Raw genomic sequence first — 15,550 nt, 5'->3', positions numbered from 1 at the left:
CCGGGCCTCCCTGCGCCCGGCGCGGGCGACGATAGCAAAGGGTTCCGTCATCCCCGGGCGCGCAGGGACGGCCGGAACCCCGCCCGGGGGCGGCCGGGACGCGTGCTACCTTGCGCCGCCGTGACGGTCGCCGCACGCCCCTCGCCGCTCGCGCGCGTCTGGTCCGCCCGGTGGCCGATCGCGGCGGAGCTGGCCCTCTTCCTGCTCCTGACGGTCGCCTACGAGTGGCTCCGCGACCTCGTGGCGGTCGCGTCGCCCGAGCGGCCGCTCCGGCACGCCGAGCAGGTCGTCGACCTCGAGAAGGCGCTGGGCCTGTTCATCGAGCCTGACGTGCACGACTGGACGCTGTCCATCGGCGCGGTCGAGTTCGCGACCACCTGGTTCTACACGCTGGCCCACACGACCGGCTTCGTCGTCATGTTCTTCTGGGTCTGGTTCCGGCGCCGCGAGCACTTCGCGATGTTCCGCAACTGGTTCTGGATCACGAACGGGCTCGCGGTGATCGGCTACTGGCTCTACCCGCTGGCGCCGCCGCGGCTGACCGGGCTCGGGATGGAGGACCCCACGAAGGAGAGCCTCGAGCTGGGGGGCGCGCTCTCCTGGTTCCAGCCCTTCCGCAACGAGTTCGCCGCCATGCCGTCGATGCACTGCGGCTACACGATCCTGTTCGCGATGGCGCTCATCTGGCTGCTGCGCCCGTCGCCGTGGCGCTGGCTCGCCCTGCTCTGGCCCGCGACGATGATCTACGTGGTCATGGCCACGGCCAACCACTGGTGGCTCGACGCCGTCGGCGGGCTCGGCGCCGTGCTGCTCGGCCTGCTGATCGCCGACCGCCTGGCCGGCGGCCTGCCGCGCCCGTGGGAGCGGCGACCGGCATGAGGATCGCGATGGTCACCGAGTACGCCTACCCGGTGCTCGGCGGCGTGTCGGAGCACACCCACAACCTCAGCCGCGAGCTGGCGCGCCGCGGCCACGAGGTGACCGTGGTCACGAGCCTCGCCCCGTTCGGGCGCAAGGCGCGCGCGCGGGCGGTCGACGCCGAGAACCTCGCCGAGCACGGCTACCGCACGGTGCGCATGGGCCTCTCCATGCCGGTGTACGGCAACGGCTCCATCGCCCGCCTCACGGTCGGCCCGGGCCTGAAGGCGGCCGTCGCGCGCACCCTGCGTGACATGGACGTGGTCCACGCCCAGGGCCTGGCCCACCCCACGATCTGCCTCTGGGCGCTGCGGGCCTCGACCGCGCCCGTGCGGGTGGGGACGTTCCACACCTACTTCGAGGGCGGCCACTGGGGCTACCGCCACCTGTTCGCGTACGTGCGCAGCACGATGGCGCGCACCGACCGCCTCATCGCCGTCTCCGACGCGTGCGTCACCGCGCTCAGCCCGTACTTCCGGGGGCAGCGGTTCGACATCATCCCGAACGGGGTCGACACCGACCTGTTCCGGCCGCTCGCCGGCGACGAGCCGCGGCCGCCGGGACCGCCGCGCATCCTCTTCATGGGGCGGCTGGAGCCGCGCAACGGGCTCGACACGCTGCTGGCCGCGGCGCGGATCCTGCGGGACGAGGGGCGCGACTTCGTGATCCAGGCGGCCGGCGACGGCCCGCTGCGGCGCCGCTACCACCGCCTGGCGCGCTCGCTCGGCGTCTGGGACCGGGTGCAGTGGCTGGGCAGCGTCGACAAGGAGCGCCCCCGCCTCTACCGCGAGGCCGACGTGTTCGCCTCGCCCTGCACGCTCGCCTCGTTCGGCGTGGTGCTGCTGGAGGCCGCCGCCAGCGGCACGCCGGTCGTCTGCGCCGACAACATCGGCTTCCGCCAGGTGATCCGCGACGGCATGCCGGCCCGCTGGGCGCGGCCGCACGACGCGCGCGACCTGGCCGCCGGCATCGCGGAGCTGCTCGACGACCCCGCCCGCCGCGCCGAGTGGGCCGAGCGGGGGCGGCGCCTGACGGTGGAGCGCTACGCCTGGCGCGAGGTCGCCCGCCGGGTGGAGGCCCTCTACCTCGAGGTGCTGGCCGCGAAGGGCGGCCTGGGCGACGACCGGCCGCCGGTGGGCCTGCGCGCCAACCTGATGCGCAACCCGGTGGAGCTCGTTCGCAACATCCCGGCCGCGCTGCGGGCCGGGCACGCCCGCCCGGAGGACTGAGCCCGGCGGCCCCCGGTCAGGAGCCGCGGGCGGGCGGCACCGCGCCGAGCGCCGCGGCGCCCGACAGCACGCCCACGACGTCGCGCATGTTCAGCACGCCGGTCACGGCGCCGTCGGCGCCCGCCACCAGCAGGTGGCGCACGCCCCGCTCGATCATGCGGTCGCAGGCCTCGCCGAGCGTGGTGTCGGCCGAGACGGCCACCGGCTGCGGCGTCATGTGGTCGCCGACCCGAGCCGAGTCGAGGTCGACGCCCTCGGAGATCGCGCGCAGCAGATCGCGCTCCGTGAACACGCCGCCCCCGTCGGCATCGACCACCGCCAGCCCCGTCCGGGCGTCGCGCAGCCGGGCGGCGGCGCGGCGGATGGAGTCGTCCGGCGACAGCCGCACCTTGACGTCCGCCATCACCTCGCTCACGGATCGGTCCATGTGGCGACGATACCCGGCGCCGGTGGACGACGCCAGACGGCATCGCCCGTGCCGCGGCGGGGCGACGACCGCCCCCGCCCGCCGACGCGGGGCCTAGAAGAGCCCCGTCTGCTCGGCCGCCGGCGGGTCGAGCCCCAGGTGGCGGAAGGCGCGCGGCGTGGCCACCCGGCCGCGCGGCGTGCGCTTGAGCAGGCCCTCCTGCAGGAGGTAGGGCTCGTAGACGTCCTCGATCGTGTCGGCGGCCTCCCCCACGCTGTCGGCGAGCGTGCCGAGGCCCACCGGCCGGCCCTCGAAGGTCTCGGCCAGCCGGCGCAGGATCTGCCGGTCCAGCTCCTCGAGGCCGAGCGCGTCGACCTCCAGCAGCTCGAGCGCCTCCTCGGCCACCGCCCGGTCGATGCGCGCCGCGCCGCGCACCTGGGCCACGTCGCGCACCCGCCGCAGCAGGCGGTTGGCGATGCGCGGGGTGCCGCGCGAGCGGGCCGCCATCGCGGCGGCGCCGTCGTCGTCGACCTCCACGCCCAGCAGGCGGGCCGAGCGGTGGACGATGGCCGCGAGCTCCCCGGCGCCGTAGTAGTTGAGCCGGTGGAAGACGCCGAAGCGGGCGCGCAGCGGGGTGGTGAGCAGGCCGGTGCGGGTGGTCGCGCCGATGAGGGTGAACCGCGGCAGGTCGAGGCGCAGGGTGCGCGCGGAGGGGCCCTGGCCCAGCACGACGTCGAGCTGGAAGTCCTCCATCGCCGGGTAGAGCACCTCCTCGATCGCCCGGTTGAGGCGGTGGATCTCGTCGATGAAGAGCACGTCGTGCGGCTCGAGCGCGGTCAGCACGGCGGCCAGGTCGCCCTTGCGCTCGAGCACCGGGCCGCTGGTGACGTGGAAGCCGGCGCCGAGCTCCTCCGCCACGATGCCGGCCAGCGAGGTCTTGCCGAGCCCGGGCGGGCCGGCCAGCAGTACGTGGTCGAGCGCCTCGCCGCGCTGGCGCGCCGCCTGCAGGAAGATGGCGAGCTGCTGCTTGACCGCGTCCTGCCCGATGAAGTCGCCCAGCCGGCGCGGGCGCAGCGAGCGCTCGACGTCGTCCTCGGGCCCGATCGGCTCGCCGGACGCCAGCCGGCCCTCCGGGCCGGCCGCCGCCGGGTCGGTGCCCCAGGCGCCGGGCTCGCTCATGCGCGCCGCAGGCGGCCGAGGCCGTGCCGCACGAGGCCCTCCGCGTCGAGGCCGGCCGGTGCGTCCGCGAGCGCCGCGTCGGCCTCGTCGACCCGGAAGCCGAGGGCCACCAGGCCGTCGCGCGCCGCCAGGTGCGCGTCGGCCGCCGCGCCGCCGCCGGTCGCCGGCGCGGCCCCGTCGAGGGCCCCCAGGCGGTCGCGCAGCTCCAGCACCAGCCGCTCCGCCGTGCGCTTGCCGACGCCGTTCGCCGCCTGCAGCCGCGCGCTGTCGCCCCGCGCGATCGCCAGGCGCAGCTCGTCCGGCGGGGCCACCGCGCAGATCGCCAGCGCCAGCCGCGGCCCCACCCCGCTCACCGTGGTGAACGCCTCGAACAGCGCCCGCTCGGCGGCCGTCGCGAAGCCGTAGAGGTCGAGCGACTCCTCGCGCACCACGAGCACGGTCATCAGCGACGCCTCCGCGCCGGGGGCGGGCAGCGACCCGGCGGTCGTGGCCGAGACGCGCACCAGCAGCCCGACCCCGCCGACCTCGATCACGGGGCCGTCGGTCTCGTGCGCCAGCACGCGCCCCCTGACGGAGCGGATCATCCGCTCAACGCTAGCGCGCCCGGCGGATGGCCCCCCGCAGCGGCGCAGAGCTCATGTGGCAGATCGCCGCCGCCAGCGCGTCGGCCGCGTGGTCGGTGTCGGGCGCCGCGCCGGTCAGCCGCCGCACCATCGCCCGCACCTGGCCCTTGTCCGCGCTCCCCGAGCCGGTCACCGACTGCTTGATCGTGTTAGGCGAGTACTCGACCACCTCCACCCCCGCGCCCGCCAGCGCCACGATGATCGCCCCGCGGGCCTCGGCCATCGCCATCGCCGACCGGCTCATCGGGTGGATGAACCACGACTCGATCGCGGCCGCCTCGACGCCCCGGCCGTCGCACAGCTCCGCGACGACGTCGTGGATCGCGCGCAGCCGGTGGGCGTGCGCCGTGCGCGGCGAGGTCCGCACCGTGCCGACGGTCACCGCCCGCGGGCGCTGGGGCGGGCCGGCCAGCAGGGCGTAGCCGGTCGATGCGAGGCCGGGGTCCACCCCGAGGACGAGCGCTCCCATGGCCCCCTCGGTTCGCCCCGGGCGGGCGGTGTCCTCCGGCGTGCGGCTCCCCATCGCCCCGCAGTCAACCGATCGCGCCGGACGGCTCGGCGGCCGCCCGCGGGACGCGAGGGGCGCCGGGCCCGCGCCGGCCGGGGCGCCGGGACGTCCGGCGGGAACCCGGGCGGCGCGTGATGTGCCCCCGCGTCGCGGGCGGGTGGGGGGGCGGTCGCTCGGCGCCCTGCGCGATCGGCGCATCCATCGCGCCACATGGCGCACGGCGGCGTCGCCCTCGATCGGCGCACGCGGTCGACGCCAAGTGGCGCACGGACGGACGGCCGGGCCGGCGTCACGCGATTGGCGCACGCGGTCGACGCCAATTGGCGCCCGCGACCAGGCACCGGCGATCCTCCCCCGGAACGCCGGTGACCTCGCTCGCGGGCTGCGACCCGCTTCGACGCCGTCCGCGGCGGGCGGCGGCCTCGTCGCACGGGTCTCTCGACCGCGCCGCGGCGGCCGCGGCGTCCCGCCACGACCCCGAGCCCGGCCCCGAGCTCGATGCCGGGGGCGAACCCCGCTCCGCCGACGAGAGGCGACCTCGGCGCCGACGGCGATGTCCACGGCCGTGGAGATCGCCGGGCGCCCCTCTGCGGTCGTCGGCGCCCATCGTGACCTGACCCCCTCCGGGATGCCGCCCGCTGAGGCGCCGTCAGCGGGCCAGGCGTGCCAGCCAGCGGCGCTGCCACGGCGTCTCGACCGCCCGTGGGTGGTACCGCTCGCGGACCCAGGCGACGACCTCGCCGGGGGGCAGGCCGTCCAGTACCGCCATGGCGGCGAGCGCCGTGCCGGTGCCCCGCGGCCGCCGGCGCAGGCGAGCTCGACGCGCGCCCCGTCCGCCCGGGCGAGCGCCGCGGCGAGGGCCGCGAGGGCCTCGGCGCGGTCGGCGGGCAGGCCGAAGTCGCGCCAGCGCACCCACCGCCACGGCCACGGCCCCGGCGCGGGCGACGGGCGCCGCCCGAGAAGGTAGAGGCCGAAGCCGGGCGCGGGGCCGGCCGGCTCGGCCGCCCGCAGCGAGCGGCCGCGGACCAGGCGGCCGCTCGGCATGGCGACGACGCCCGGGGCGTCGCGGTCCCAGCCCGCGCTCACGGGCGGATCCGCCGCGGGACGCGCCGCCCCCGCCGGCGGCATCGCCGGCGCCTCCCGGGCACGCACGCGGGCGCTACCCGGCCTCGTCCCGGAGCCGCGCGAGCGGGGCTCCCACGGCGACGACCTCCCCGGGGGCGGCGAGGAGCGCCTCGACGACTCCGTCGGCCGGCGCCGCGACCTCGAACACGCCCTTCGCCGTCTCGATGTAGGCGACCGACATGCCCCGGCGCACGACGTCGCCGACTCCGACGCGCCACTGGAGGACGACCGCGTCCTCCATGTCCGCGCCCAGCCGCGGCATCACGACGTCCGGCACGCCACCCCCCGGGCGCGCCCGCCCGCCGCCGTGGGCCCGCGCCGGGCCACCGTCACCGACATGCGGGGATGGTAATCGCACACCGGCGCGCGGGGCGACCGTCAGCCCGCGCCGAGGCATCGCGACGCGGCGGCGATCGCTCCGAACATGCGTTCGCCTGGCGTGCTAAAATACCCGCACATGGCGGGGATCGAGGAGCGCGGGGAGGCGGACGTGATGGCAGCGGAGGAGCGCCTGCGGCGGGGACGTCCAGGGGCGAGGTGGACGGCGGCGGACATGGCCGCGGTGGTCGAGGCGGTGCTGCGGGCACGCCCCGACGTGCTGTGGAGCGCCGAGGACGTGCGCGACCGGCTGGCCTTCGGCCATGAGGCCGGCGGGCCCGCGCTGTCGTCGGTGCGCGAGGCGCTGCGCGCGCTGGTGCGCGACGGGCGCGCGGAGCGGGCGTCGGTCTGGGGCCGGCGCGGCTGGGGCAACACGGCGCACGCCTACCGGGCGCCGCGGGCGCCCGCCCAGGCGCGCCTGCCGATCGCGGCCTGAGCGGAGGGCGACGGGCCGGCGCCGGCGGTCAGCCGGCGACGGCCTCCAGCACCTGCTCGGGGATGTCGAAGTTGGCGTAGACGTCCTGGACGTCGTCGTTCTCCTCGAGCTGGTCGACCAGGCGCAGGATCTGCCGGGCCTCCTTCTCGTCGGGCACGACGGTCGTCTTGGGGAGCATCGTGAGGTCGGCCGAGGCGTAGGCGAAGCCCGCCGCCTGCAGGGCGCCGCGCACCGCCATGAAGTCGGCCGGGTCGGTGGTGACCTGCCAGGAGTCGCCGTCCTGCGAGACGTCCTCGGCGCCGCCCTCCAGGGCGGCCTCCATGAGCGCGTCCTCGTCGATGCCCTCGCCGTCGACCACGATCACGCCCTTGCGGTCGAACTGCCACGCGACCGAGCCGGGCGTGCCGAGCGAGCCGCCGTTCTTGGTGAAGATGTGCCGGAGGTCGCTCGCGGTGCGGTTGCGGTTGTCCGTGAGGATCGTGCAGATCACGGCGACGCCGCCGGGGGCGTAGCCCTCGTAGAGCATCGACTCGTAGGCCTCGCCCTCCGTGCCGCCCGCGCCGCGCTGGATCGCGCGCTCGATGTTCTCCTTCGGCATCGAGTTGTCGCGCGCCTTCTGGATCGCGGTGGCGAGCGCGTTGTTCGCGTCCGGGTCGCCGCCGCCCTCGCGCGCGGCGACGATGATCGCCCGCGAGAGCTTGGAGAAGAGCTGGCCCCGCTTGGCGTCGGCCGCGCCCTTCTTGCGCTTGATGGTCGCCCACTTACTGTGCCCTGACACGCTGCCTCCTCTCGCCCCCGCGCTCGCCGTCGCGGCGCTCGCGCGCCCGGGCGACCAGCCACTCGTGGAACCGCCGCTCGCCCGAGAGCTCGGGGTGGAACGCCGTCACCATCATCCCGCCCTGGCGGGCCGCGACGCCGTGGCCGGCGTGGCTCGCCAGCACCTCGACCCCCGGCCCCGCCCGCTCGATCCACGGCGCCCGGATGAACACCGCGTCGACCGGGCCCGCGCCGAGCCCCTCGACCGCCAGGGTCGTCTCGAACGAGGCCCGCTGGCGCCCGAAGGCGTTGCGGCGCACGACGAGGTCCATGCCGCCGATGAGCGGCTGGGCGCCGCAGGACACCTCGCGGGCGAGCATGATCATGCCAGCGCAGGTGCCGAGCGCCGGCAGCCCCTCGGCCAGGCGCGTCCGCAGCCGCCCGAGCAGGCCCGACGCCTCGGCCACCAGCCCCAGCGTCGTGCTCTCGCCGCCGGGCAGCACGATCGCGTCGATACCCCCGAGCGCGGCGGGCGTGCGCACGTCGACCGGCTCGGCGCCGACCGACGCGAGCACGGCGGCGTGCTCGGCGAACGCCCCCTGCACCGACAGGACCCCGACGCGCGGGCGGCCGAGGCCTCCCGGGAGGGCCTCCGTCACCACCCCCGGCCCTGGAGCAACTCGCCCTCCGGCAGCGCGCCGATGTCGAGCCCCGGCATGGCCTCCTTGAGGCCCCGCGAGACGCGCGCCAGCACCTCCGGGTCGCGGAAGTGCGTCGTGGCCTCGACGATCGCGCGGGCGCGGCGGGCCGGGTCCTGGCTCTTGTAGATGCCGGAGCCGACGAAGACGCCCTCGGCGCCGAGCTGCATCATCAGCGCGGCGTCGGCCGGCGTGGCGATGCCGCCGGCGCAGAAGAGCACGACCGGCAGCCGGCCCTCGTCGGCGACCCGGCGCACGAGGTCGTACGGGGCGCGCAGCTCCTTCGCCGCGGCGTGCAGCTCCTCGGGGGCCATGCCGGCCAGCCGGGCGATGCCGGCGCGGATCGCCCGCATGTGGCGCACGGCCTCCACGACGTTGCCGGTGCCGGCCTCGCCCTTCGAGCGGATCATCGCCGCGCCCTCGGAGACGCGCCGCAGCGCCTCGCCGAGGTCGGTCGCGCCGCACACGAACGGGATCGTGAAGCCGTGCTTGTCGATGTGGTGGGCCTCGTCGGCCGGCGTCAGCACCTCGGACTCGTCGATGAAGTCGACGTCCAGGGCCTGCAGCACCTGCGCCTCGACGAAGTGGCCGATGCGGCACTTGGCCATCACCGGGATGGAGACGGCCTCCTGGATGCCGGCGATCATCTCCGGGTCGCTCATCCGGGAGACGCCGCCGTCGGCGCGGATGTCGGCCGGGATGCGCTCGAGCGCCATGACGGCGCAGGCGCCGGCCTCCTCCGCGATGCGCGCCTGCTCGGGCGTGGTGACGTCCATGATGACGCCGCCCTTCAGCATCTGCGCCAGGCCGGTCTTCACCCGCGTCGTGCCGGTGCGGCCGTTCGTCTCCTCCACGCGCGATCCCCTCGTGTCGATGTCCGACACAGAAGTCTAGCCGACCGGTCCCGCCGCCCCGCGGCCGGGCTCAGGCGCCGACGGCCGCCAGGTCGGGGCGCTGCTCGACGGGCGCGAGCGCCCCGGCCAGGGCCTGGGCCACCGCGACCATCGCGACGAGGCTCGGCGCGCCGTCCCGGGCGTCGGCGGGGACCACCCTGGCGAGCGGCGAGCGCGCGAGCGGGCTGAGGCTGGAGTCGACCAGCGCCGCGGCCGGCACGCCGGCGGCGCGCGCCGCCGAGACCGCCGCCTGGGCCACCCGCGCCTCGCGCCCGATCGCGATCGCCAGCACCGCGCCCGCCGGCCCGAGGGCGTCGAGCCACGCCCGCGCCGAGGGGTCGAGGACGGTGATCGCCTGCACCGGGCGGCCGGCGCGGGCCAGGCGCTCCTCCACCAGCGTGACCACCGTGCGCGCGTGCCCCTCGCCGGCCACGATGAGCGGCGAGCGGTCGCCGAGCGCCGACACGACCGCGCCCAGGCCCGAGGCCGTCAGGCGCTCCGCGGCGTCGTCGAGGGCCAGGCGCTCCGCCGCCAGCATGGCGTCGAGGCCCTCGGCGGAGAAGGGCAGCCCGAGCTGGCGGTCGCCCGGACGCGGCGGCAGCCCGGGCCGCTGGGCCCGGCGCACGATGCGCTGCATCTCGGGGTATCCCGAGTAGCCCAGGGACTGCGCGAAGCGCACCACGGTGGCCGGGCTGCAGTGGGAGGCGCGGGCCACCTCGTGCGCGGACAACAGCGGCACGTCGGCGAGGTGGTCGGCCAGGTAGCGGGCCAGGGACTGCTGGGCGGGGCTGAAGCGCTCGTAGTCGCGGCGCAGCCGCTCCGCCAGGGCGTGGACGTCGGGGGGCACGCGCCATCTGTTCGCCGTCGGCGCGCGGACCCCTACCGGGTCCGGGCGGGCAAGGCGATCGGCTCGCCCGGGAGCGCCACCATCCGCGCCGAGGCGACCTCGTCCGGGCGGGCGCCCCGCAGCACCACGTACATCGTGACCGCGCCGCCCGCAGGCACCGCGCGCGGCGGCCGGCCGAGCAGGGCCCGGGCGCGCCGGGCGGCCGGCCCCCGCAGGCCCTCGAGGGCCTCGTGCGCCCCGGTCAGCGGCAGGGCGCCGCCGCCCTCGAACAGGGCGGTGAAGCGCGGCGCGGGCACCGGGACCGCGCGGTCGTTGACCACCGCGGCGATGCCGACCGCCGACGCGCGCGCGGGCGGGCGCGCCCGCGCGGCCACGGCGTCGCCGACCGCCCGCGCGACGGCGTCCTCGCCGCGCAGGTCGAGCGAGGCGCCGAGGCCGTCGCCGGAGCCCTCGAACCAGCCGCTGCCGGACCGCGCCGGCTCGGCGACGGGCGCCGTGCCGGCGTCCGCGCCGCCGCCGCCGCACCCCGCCGACGCGAGCGCCAGCGCCAGCGCCGCCGCGGCCGCGGCGGGCGCGGACGCCACGCGCGGCCTCACCCGGCGGCCCCGTCCAGCCGCGCGACGGCGTGCTCCAGCGCCTGGCGGTCCTCCACCAGCCCGGCCGCGAGGTCGCCGTGGCGCTCCACCCTGCGCGCGACCACGCCCATCGTGAACGCGCGCGGGTCGAGGTCCGGGGTGACCTCCTCCCAGCGCAGCGGCGTCGCCACCGGCGCGCCGGGGCGCGGCCGCACGGAGTAGACGCTCGCGATGCTGCGCCCGCGGCCGTTCTGGTTGTGGTCCATGTAGACCCGCGGCCCGCGGTCGGCCACCCGGGTGACCGTGGTCATGAGGTCCGGGCGGGCCCGCACGAGCGCCTCGCTGACCACCCGCGCGAACGAGCGCACGGCCTCGAAGGTGAGCCCCGGCACCACCGGCACGAGGATGTGCATGCCGCTCGCGCCCGACGTGCGCGGGTAGCCGCGCAGCCCCAGGCCGTCGAGCGCCTCGCGCACGAGCAGCGCCGCCTCCACCACCCTGGCGAACGGCAGCCCGTCCGCCGGGTCGAGGTCGAACAGCACGTGCAGCGGCTCGTCGGGGGTCGCGGCCAGGCTCTGCCACGGGTTGAGGTCGATGCAGCCGAGGTTGACCAGCCACAGCAGGGCCATCGGGTCGTCGACGATCACGTAGCGGCTGGTCCGCTCGCCCGGCTTGCCGCCGCGCGAGAGGTCGGCCCGGCGCAGCCACGCCGGGCCCTCATTGACCGTGTGCTGGAAGAAGAAGTCCTCCTCCACCCCGTTCGGGTAGCGCTTCAGGATCATCGGGCGCCCGGCCAGGTGCGGCACCAGCACCGGCGCCATGCGCAGGTAGTGGTCGAGCAGGTTGCCCTTCGTGATCCCCTCGCGCGGCCAGTACGGCTTGTCGAGGTTGGTGAGCGTCACCGAGCGCTCGCCCTCGCGCACCTCGCGGTCGCCGGCCGCCGAGCCGAAGGGGCCGGAGGGCACGTCCGGCCCCGCGTCGGACGGCTCCGGCTCCACCAGCCCGTGGAACACCGGCGCGCGCAGGCGGCCGTCGGGCGTGCGCTCGGCGAAGCGCACCTCGCACTCCAGCACCGGGCGCACCCAGCGCGGGCGCTGGGGCGCCGGCGGCACGGGCCCGGCGAACGGCGACTCGCCGACCTCGTCGGCCCGCAGCCGGTCCCAGAGGGCGCGCGCCCGCAGATCGGAGAAGCCCGAGCCAACGTGCGCGCGGTAGACCAGCGCGCCGTCAGCGTCGCGCTCGCCGACGATCAGCGCGCCGAGCGTGCCGCGCCGCGACCCCGCCCCCTCCGTGAAGCCGCCGATGACGGCGGTCATCTCCTGGCGCGCCTTGATCTTGCGCCACTCGGCCACCCGCCGGCCCGGGCGGTAGGGCGCGTCCATCCGCTTGGCGATGACGCCCTCCAGGCCCTGCTCGGCGGCGGCGCGGAAGAGGGCGGTGCCGGTCGCCTCGACGTGGTCGCTCAGCCGCACGGCGGGGGGCGCCTCGGGCGCCACGACGCGCGCGAGCAGCGCGCGGCGCTCCGTCCAGGGCAGGTCCTCCACCCACCGGCCGTCCACGTGCAGCACGTCGAAGACCATGTAGGTGAACGGCCCGCGGCCGTTCTGGAGCGCGTTGAAGTCGGGCTTGCCCCGGGCGTCGAGCACCACGACCTCGCCGTCGAGCACGCACTCCTGGCAGAGCAGCGCCCCGCGCAGGTCGGCGAGGTCCGGGTAGGACGACGAGATGTCGCGGCCGCTGCGGCTGCGCAGCTCCGTGGCGTCGGAGGTCACCAGCGCCAGCGCGCGGTAGCCGTCCCACTTCAGCTCGAAGGCCCAGGCCGGGTCATCGAAGGGCCCGGTCGACGCGCCGGCCAGCATCGGGCGGGTGTCGCGGAAGCGCCGCGTGGGGTCCGGCGGGCCGGGCGGGCCCTTCGCCGAGCGGAACACCAGCCACTCGTCCCTGCCCCCGCGCGCGCCGGTGCGCACGAGGTGGTAGTGGCCGCGCACGACGTCGCCCTCGAGCACCACCTTCCACTCGTCGTCGGTGCGCAGCTCCTCGCGCCAGGTGCCGCGGTCCCAGATCGTCATGCGCCCGGCCCCGTACTGGCCCGCCGGGATGACGGCCGCGAAGTCGAGGTACTCCAGCGGGTGGTCCTCCGTGCGCACCGCCAGCCGGCGGGCGCCCTCGCGCAGGGGCAGGCCCTTCGGCACGGCCCACGACGCGAGCGCCCCGTCGACCTCCAGGCGCAGGTCGTAGTGCAGCCGCCGGGCGTCGTGGCGCTGCACCACGAAGCGCGGGGCGTCGCCCGCAACGCCCGCCGCGCCCGGGGCGGGCTCGGGGGTGGCGTCGAAGTCGCGCTTCGCGCGGTACTCCCGCAGCTCAGCCGGCGTCACCGAGGGCCCCCAGGATGCCGGCCTGCCAGCGGCGCACCCCCGCCGCGTCCTGCCCGTGGTGGGGCGGCGTGGCCCACAGGCGCCCGGCGAGTGGCTCGAGGGCGCCCGCCCGCTCGCGCACCTGCGCGGCCGTGCCGGCCGCCGCGAACGCGGCGGTCATGTCCTCGCCCACGGCGTCGGCGAGCCGCTCCGCGTCGCCGTCCGCGAAGGCCGCCCGGATGGCGGGCAGCCGCGCGGCGAAGCCGTGCTCGGCGAACATCGGCTCGTAGGTGCGCACGGTGGCGTAGAAGCCCACCGTGCCGGCCGCCGCGCGCACCGCCGCGGCGGGGTCGTCGTCGTCGACCGCGCAGATGAGCGCCGCCGCCACCTCGGGCACGGGCCGCCCGGCGCGCTCGGCGCCCGCCCGCAGCTCGGGCAGCAGGCGCTCGCGCAGCCACTCCGGGCTGGTGACCGGGTGGTCGAGGAAGCCGTCGGCCACCCGGCCGGCCAGCCGCGTCATGCCGGGCAGCACCGCGGCCAGCCAGACCGGGACGGCGCCCCGGGGCGCCGGGTGGCCGCGGCGCAGCCCGCGCACGTCGATGTCGTACAGCTCGCCCGGCGAGCGGGCGTCGCGCCCCGCGGCGAGGGCCGCGACGAGCTCGCGCACCGCGGCGACCATCTCGCGCATGCGGCGCACCGGCGGCTCGTAGGGGCCCGCGTGCCAGGTCGCGTTGAGCCGCCGCACGCCCGCGCCGAGGCCCAGCGCCAGGCGGCCGCCCGACAGCTCGTCGAGGTCGAGCGCCTCGAGCGCGAGCACCATGGGGCTGCGCGTGAACGCGAGCGCCACCCCCGTGCCGAGGCCGATGCGCTCGGTGGCCGCCGCGGCGACGGCCAGCGGGATCGTGGAGGAGCGGTGCAGCTCGGGCGCCCACAGGCGGGACAGCCCCGCGCCCTCCGCCGCGCGCGCGAACGCGGCCAGCTCGGCCGGGTCGTGGCCGACCAGCTGCGCGTCGACCGGGATGGCGAGCGGGGGCGGCACGTGTGCCAGTATCCCAGCCCGTGCCCGAGCCCTCGCCGTCCGTGCCCGTCGCGCGCCTCGCCGTCGAGCTGCGGACGACCGCCGTGGGCCAGCTGGCGATCGGGCTCGCCGGGCTCGCCGTGGCCGTCTCGGCCGAGGACGACTCGCCGGCGCGCGTGGTGGTGCCGTTCGCCGTCGTGCTCGCCCTGATCGGCGCGCTGTCGTGGGTCGCGACCCGGTGGGTGCGCGGGCCCGAGCCGCCGCCCCTGCCCGGCGGGACGCCCGTCGAGCCGGCGCGCCAGACGCTGCGGCGCTCGGTCGTGGGCCTCGCCCTGGCCCTCGTGGCCGTCGCGGCCGCCTGCGCCCTGGCCCCCGAGCTCGGCGCCGTGCTGGGCGGGGTGGTCGCGGCGGCCGGCCTGATCGACGCGGTCAATTTGCGCGTCGTGCGCGCCCGCCAGGCCCGCACCGGCGACGAGGTGCTGCGCCGCCTCGGCGCGTCGCCGTTCGCGAGCGGCCGGCGCCCCCTCTACACCCTGCCGACGAACGACAGGACGCTCGCCACGTAGTCGCGGGTGTCGTCGTAGGGGCCGATCCGCCGCAGCGAGTCGAGGCCCTGGTAGTACGCGCCCACGGCCGTGCGGGCGTCGCCCGACTGCCGGGTGAGCCAGCCGAGGTAGGCGACGCCGCCCTCGATGTTGTCGGCCAGGTCGTGCGGGTCGAGCGGCCGGCCGATGACGGCGGGCCCCAGCCACCGCGCGGTGCCGGGCATGAGCTGCATCACCCCGATCGCGCCCGCGTGCGAGCGGGCGCTCTGCGTCCAGCGGCTCTCCTGCCAGGCCACCGCGCGGGCCAGCGCGGGGTCGACGCCGTAGCGGGCGGCGTGCCGGGCGATGAGCGCCGCGACGTCGCCCGACGAGGTCGGCGTCGCGGCGGCCGGCGCCGGCGCGCCGCCGGGGATGGACAGCGTGCGGCCGACCGACAGGACGTTCGGGTTCGTGATGCCGTTGAGCGCGGCCAGCGCCCGCACCGTCGTCTCGCTGCGCGCGGCGATCGCGCCGAGCGTGTCGCCGGGGCGCACGGTGTAGCCGCCACCCGACGGGGCGGCGGTGCCGGCCGGGGCGGCGGCCGGGGCGCCGCCGGCCGGGATCGCCAGGCGGGCCCCCGCCCGGATCATCCCCGGGTCCGCGATGCCGTTGGCGCCCGCGATGGCGCCCACCGAGGTGCCGTGGCGGGCGGCGATCGCGGCCAGCGTGTCGCCGGAGCGCACCGTGTAGGTGGCGCCGGCGGGCGTCATGCCGGCGGGCGCCGTGCCCACGGGGGTCATGCCCGCCGGCACCGCGCCGCCGGGGCCGCCGGCGGGCACGCTGAGGCGCGCGCCCGCCCGGATCCGCCCCGGGTCGGCGATGCCGTTGGCGCTCGCGATGGCGGCCACGGAGGTGCCGTGGCGGGCCGCGATGGCGCTGAGGGTGTCGCCCGGCGCGACCGTCACGGTCGCCGCGCGCGCGCCGCCGGCGAGGGCGGCCAGGAGGAGGATCGCCAGCGTCGCGAACAGCGTCGCGAGGCCGGCCCGGGAGATCGCCTGATGGTGGCTCATGCGCGCCATGATC

17 protein-coding genes and 1 pseudogene are annotated in these 15,550 nt (G+C 77.6%); 4 read left to right on the top strand and 14 right to left on the bottom strand.

Annotated features, from left to right (window positions below; translation table 11 throughout):
- The first annotated feature begins 120 nt into the window (after positions 1-120).
- Positions 121-879: a phosphatase PAP2 family protein gene (locus tag ITJ85_RS07380; protein WP_217915712.1), complete on the top strand. Its 759-nt coding sequence runs from the start codon at positions 121-123 to the stop codon at positions 877-879.
- Positions 876-2,147 (top strand): glycosyltransferase family 4 protein, encoded by a 1,272-nt coding sequence (locus tag ITJ85_RS07375; protein ID WP_217915711.1) that lies wholly within the window; start codon positions 876-878, stop codon positions 2,145-2,147. Before ITJ85_RS07380 ends, ITJ85_RS07375 begins: the two co-directional genes overlap by 4 nt.
- Before the next feature lie 16 nt (positions 2,148-2,163).
- Here the strand turns inward: ITJ85_RS07375 and ITJ85_RS07370 are convergent, their stop codons facing one another.
- The 6 genes and pseudogenes from ITJ85_RS07370 to ITJ85_RS07350 form a co-directional block, all read right to left on the bottom strand.
- On the bottom strand, positions 2,164-2,574 hold the full coding sequence (locus tag ITJ85_RS07370; RefSeq protein ID WP_217915710.1) for a CBS domain-containing protein: 411 nt from the start codon (positions 2,572-2,574) through the stop codon (positions 2,164-2,166).
- 93 nt (positions 2,575-2,667) lie between these two features.
- On the bottom strand, positions 2,668-3,732 hold the full coding sequence (gene ruvB / locus ITJ85_RS07365) for a Holliday junction branch migration DNA helicase RuvB (RefSeq protein ID WP_217915709.1): 1,065 nt from the start codon (positions 3,730-3,732) through the stop codon (positions 2,668-2,670).
- Positions 3,729-4,316, bottom strand: a complete 588-nt coding sequence (gene ruvA / locus ITJ85_RS07360) for a Holliday junction branch migration protein RuvA (RefSeq protein ID WP_217915708.1) — start codon at positions 4,314-4,316, stop codon at positions 3,729-3,731. The genes ruvB and ruvA overlap by 4 nt, the downstream gene beginning before the upstream one ends.
- A 10-nt stretch (positions 4,317-4,326) precedes the next feature.
- Complete coding sequence (locus tag ITJ85_RS07355) at positions 4,327-4,824, bottom strand: crossover junction endodeoxyribonuclease RuvC (RefSeq protein ID WP_217915707.1); 498 nt, start codon at positions 4,822-4,824, stop codon at positions 4,327-4,329.
- A gap of 688 nt (positions 4,825-5,512) precedes the next feature.
- Positions 5,513-5,907, bottom strand: a pseudogene (locus ITJ85_RS17510) (protein-tyrosine phosphatase family protein).
- A gap of 115 nt (positions 5,908-6,022) precedes the next feature.
- Positions 6,023-6,265: a biotin/lipoyl-containing protein gene (locus ITJ85_RS07350; protein ID WP_217915706.1), complete on the bottom strand. Its 243-nt coding sequence runs from the start codon at positions 6,263-6,265 to the stop codon at positions 6,023-6,025.
- Between the two features lie 180 nt (positions 6,266-6,445).
- On the opposite strand from ITJ85_RS07350, the gene ITJ85_RS07345 reads away from it, so the two are divergent.
- Complete coding sequence (locus ITJ85_RS07345) at positions 6,446-6,802, top strand: hypothetical protein (protein ID WP_217915705.1); 357 nt, start codon at positions 6,446-6,448, stop codon at positions 6,800-6,802.
- 28 nt (positions 6,803-6,830) lie between these two features.
- Here ITJ85_RS07345 and ITJ85_RS07340 read toward each other — a convergent pair whose 3' ends face one another.
- The 7 genes from ITJ85_RS07340 to ITJ85_RS07310 form a co-directional block, all read right to left on the bottom strand.
- Positions 6,831-7,580, bottom strand: coding sequence for a YebC/PmpR family DNA-binding transcriptional regulator (locus ITJ85_RS07340; RefSeq protein ID WP_217915704.1), 750 nt, complete (start codon positions 7,578-7,580; stop codon positions 6,831-6,833).
- Complete coding sequence (gene pdxT / locus ITJ85_RS07335) at positions 7,564-8,220, bottom strand: pyridoxal 5'-phosphate synthase glutaminase subunit PdxT (protein WP_425517098.1); 657 nt, start codon at positions 8,218-8,220, stop codon at positions 7,564-7,566. The genes ITJ85_RS07340 and pdxT overlap by 17 nt, the downstream gene beginning before the upstream one ends.
- A complete protein-coding gene (gene pdxS, locus ITJ85_RS07330; RefSeq protein ID WP_217915702.1) occupies positions 8,214-9,110 on the bottom strand; it encodes a pyridoxal 5'-phosphate synthase lyase subunit PdxS in 897 nt (298 codons plus the stop codon). Before pdxS ends, pdxT begins: the two co-directional genes overlap by 7 nt.
- A 70-nt stretch (positions 9,111-9,180) precedes the next feature.
- Positions 9,181-9,996 (bottom strand): MurR/RpiR family transcriptional regulator, encoded by an 816-nt coding sequence (locus ITJ85_RS07325; RefSeq protein ID WP_217915701.1) that lies wholly within the window; start codon positions 9,994-9,996, stop codon positions 9,181-9,183.
- Positions 9,997-10,028: 32 nt separating this feature from the next.
- Positions 10,029-10,580 (bottom strand): hypothetical protein, encoded by a 552-nt coding sequence (locus ITJ85_RS07320; protein WP_217915700.1) that lies wholly within the window; start codon positions 10,578-10,580, stop codon positions 10,029-10,031.
- Between the two features lie 8 nt (positions 10,581-10,588).
- The gene (ligD, locus tag ITJ85_RS07315; protein WP_217915699.1) at positions 10,589-12,946 is read right to left on the bottom strand and encodes a DNA ligase D; all 2,358 of its coding nucleotides are present in this window, start codon (positions 12,944-12,946) and stop codon (positions 10,589-10,591) included.
- Positions 12,933-13,964 carry an LLM class flavin-dependent oxidoreductase gene (locus ITJ85_RS07310; protein ID WP_217915698.1) on the bottom strand — a complete coding sequence of 344 codons (1,032 nt, stop codon included), beginning with the start codon at positions 13,962-13,964 and terminating at the stop codon, positions 12,933-12,935. The genes ligD and ITJ85_RS07310 overlap by 14 nt, the downstream gene beginning before the upstream one ends.
- A 20-nt stretch (positions 13,965-13,984) precedes the next feature.
- Between ITJ85_RS07310 and ITJ85_RS07305 the strand changes: the two genes are divergently transcribed.
- Positions 13,985-14,509 carry a hypothetical protein gene (locus ITJ85_RS07305; protein WP_217915697.1) on the top strand — a complete coding sequence of 175 codons (525 nt, stop codon included), beginning with the start codon at positions 13,985-13,987 and terminating at the stop codon, positions 14,507-14,509.
- On the opposite strand, the gene ITJ85_RS07300 is transcribed toward ITJ85_RS07305, so the two are convergent.
- The gene (locus ITJ85_RS07300; RefSeq protein ID WP_217915696.1) at positions 14,470-15,537 is read right to left on the bottom strand and encodes a LysM peptidoglycan-binding domain-containing protein; all 1,068 of its coding nucleotides are present in this window, start codon (positions 15,535-15,537) and stop codon (positions 14,470-14,472) included. The genes ITJ85_RS07305 and ITJ85_RS07300 overlap by 40 nt on opposite strands.
- Positions 15,538-15,550: the final 13 nt, after the last annotated feature.

This window comes from Miltoncostaea marina (assembly GCF_018141525.1).
GTDB classification, from domain to species: domain Bacteria; phylum Actinomycetota; class Thermoleophilia; order Miltoncostaeales; family Miltoncostaeaceae; genus Miltoncostaea; species Miltoncostaea marina.
Note: the sequence above shows the minus strand (reverse complement) of the source record. Positions and strands in the feature narration are given on the sequence as shown.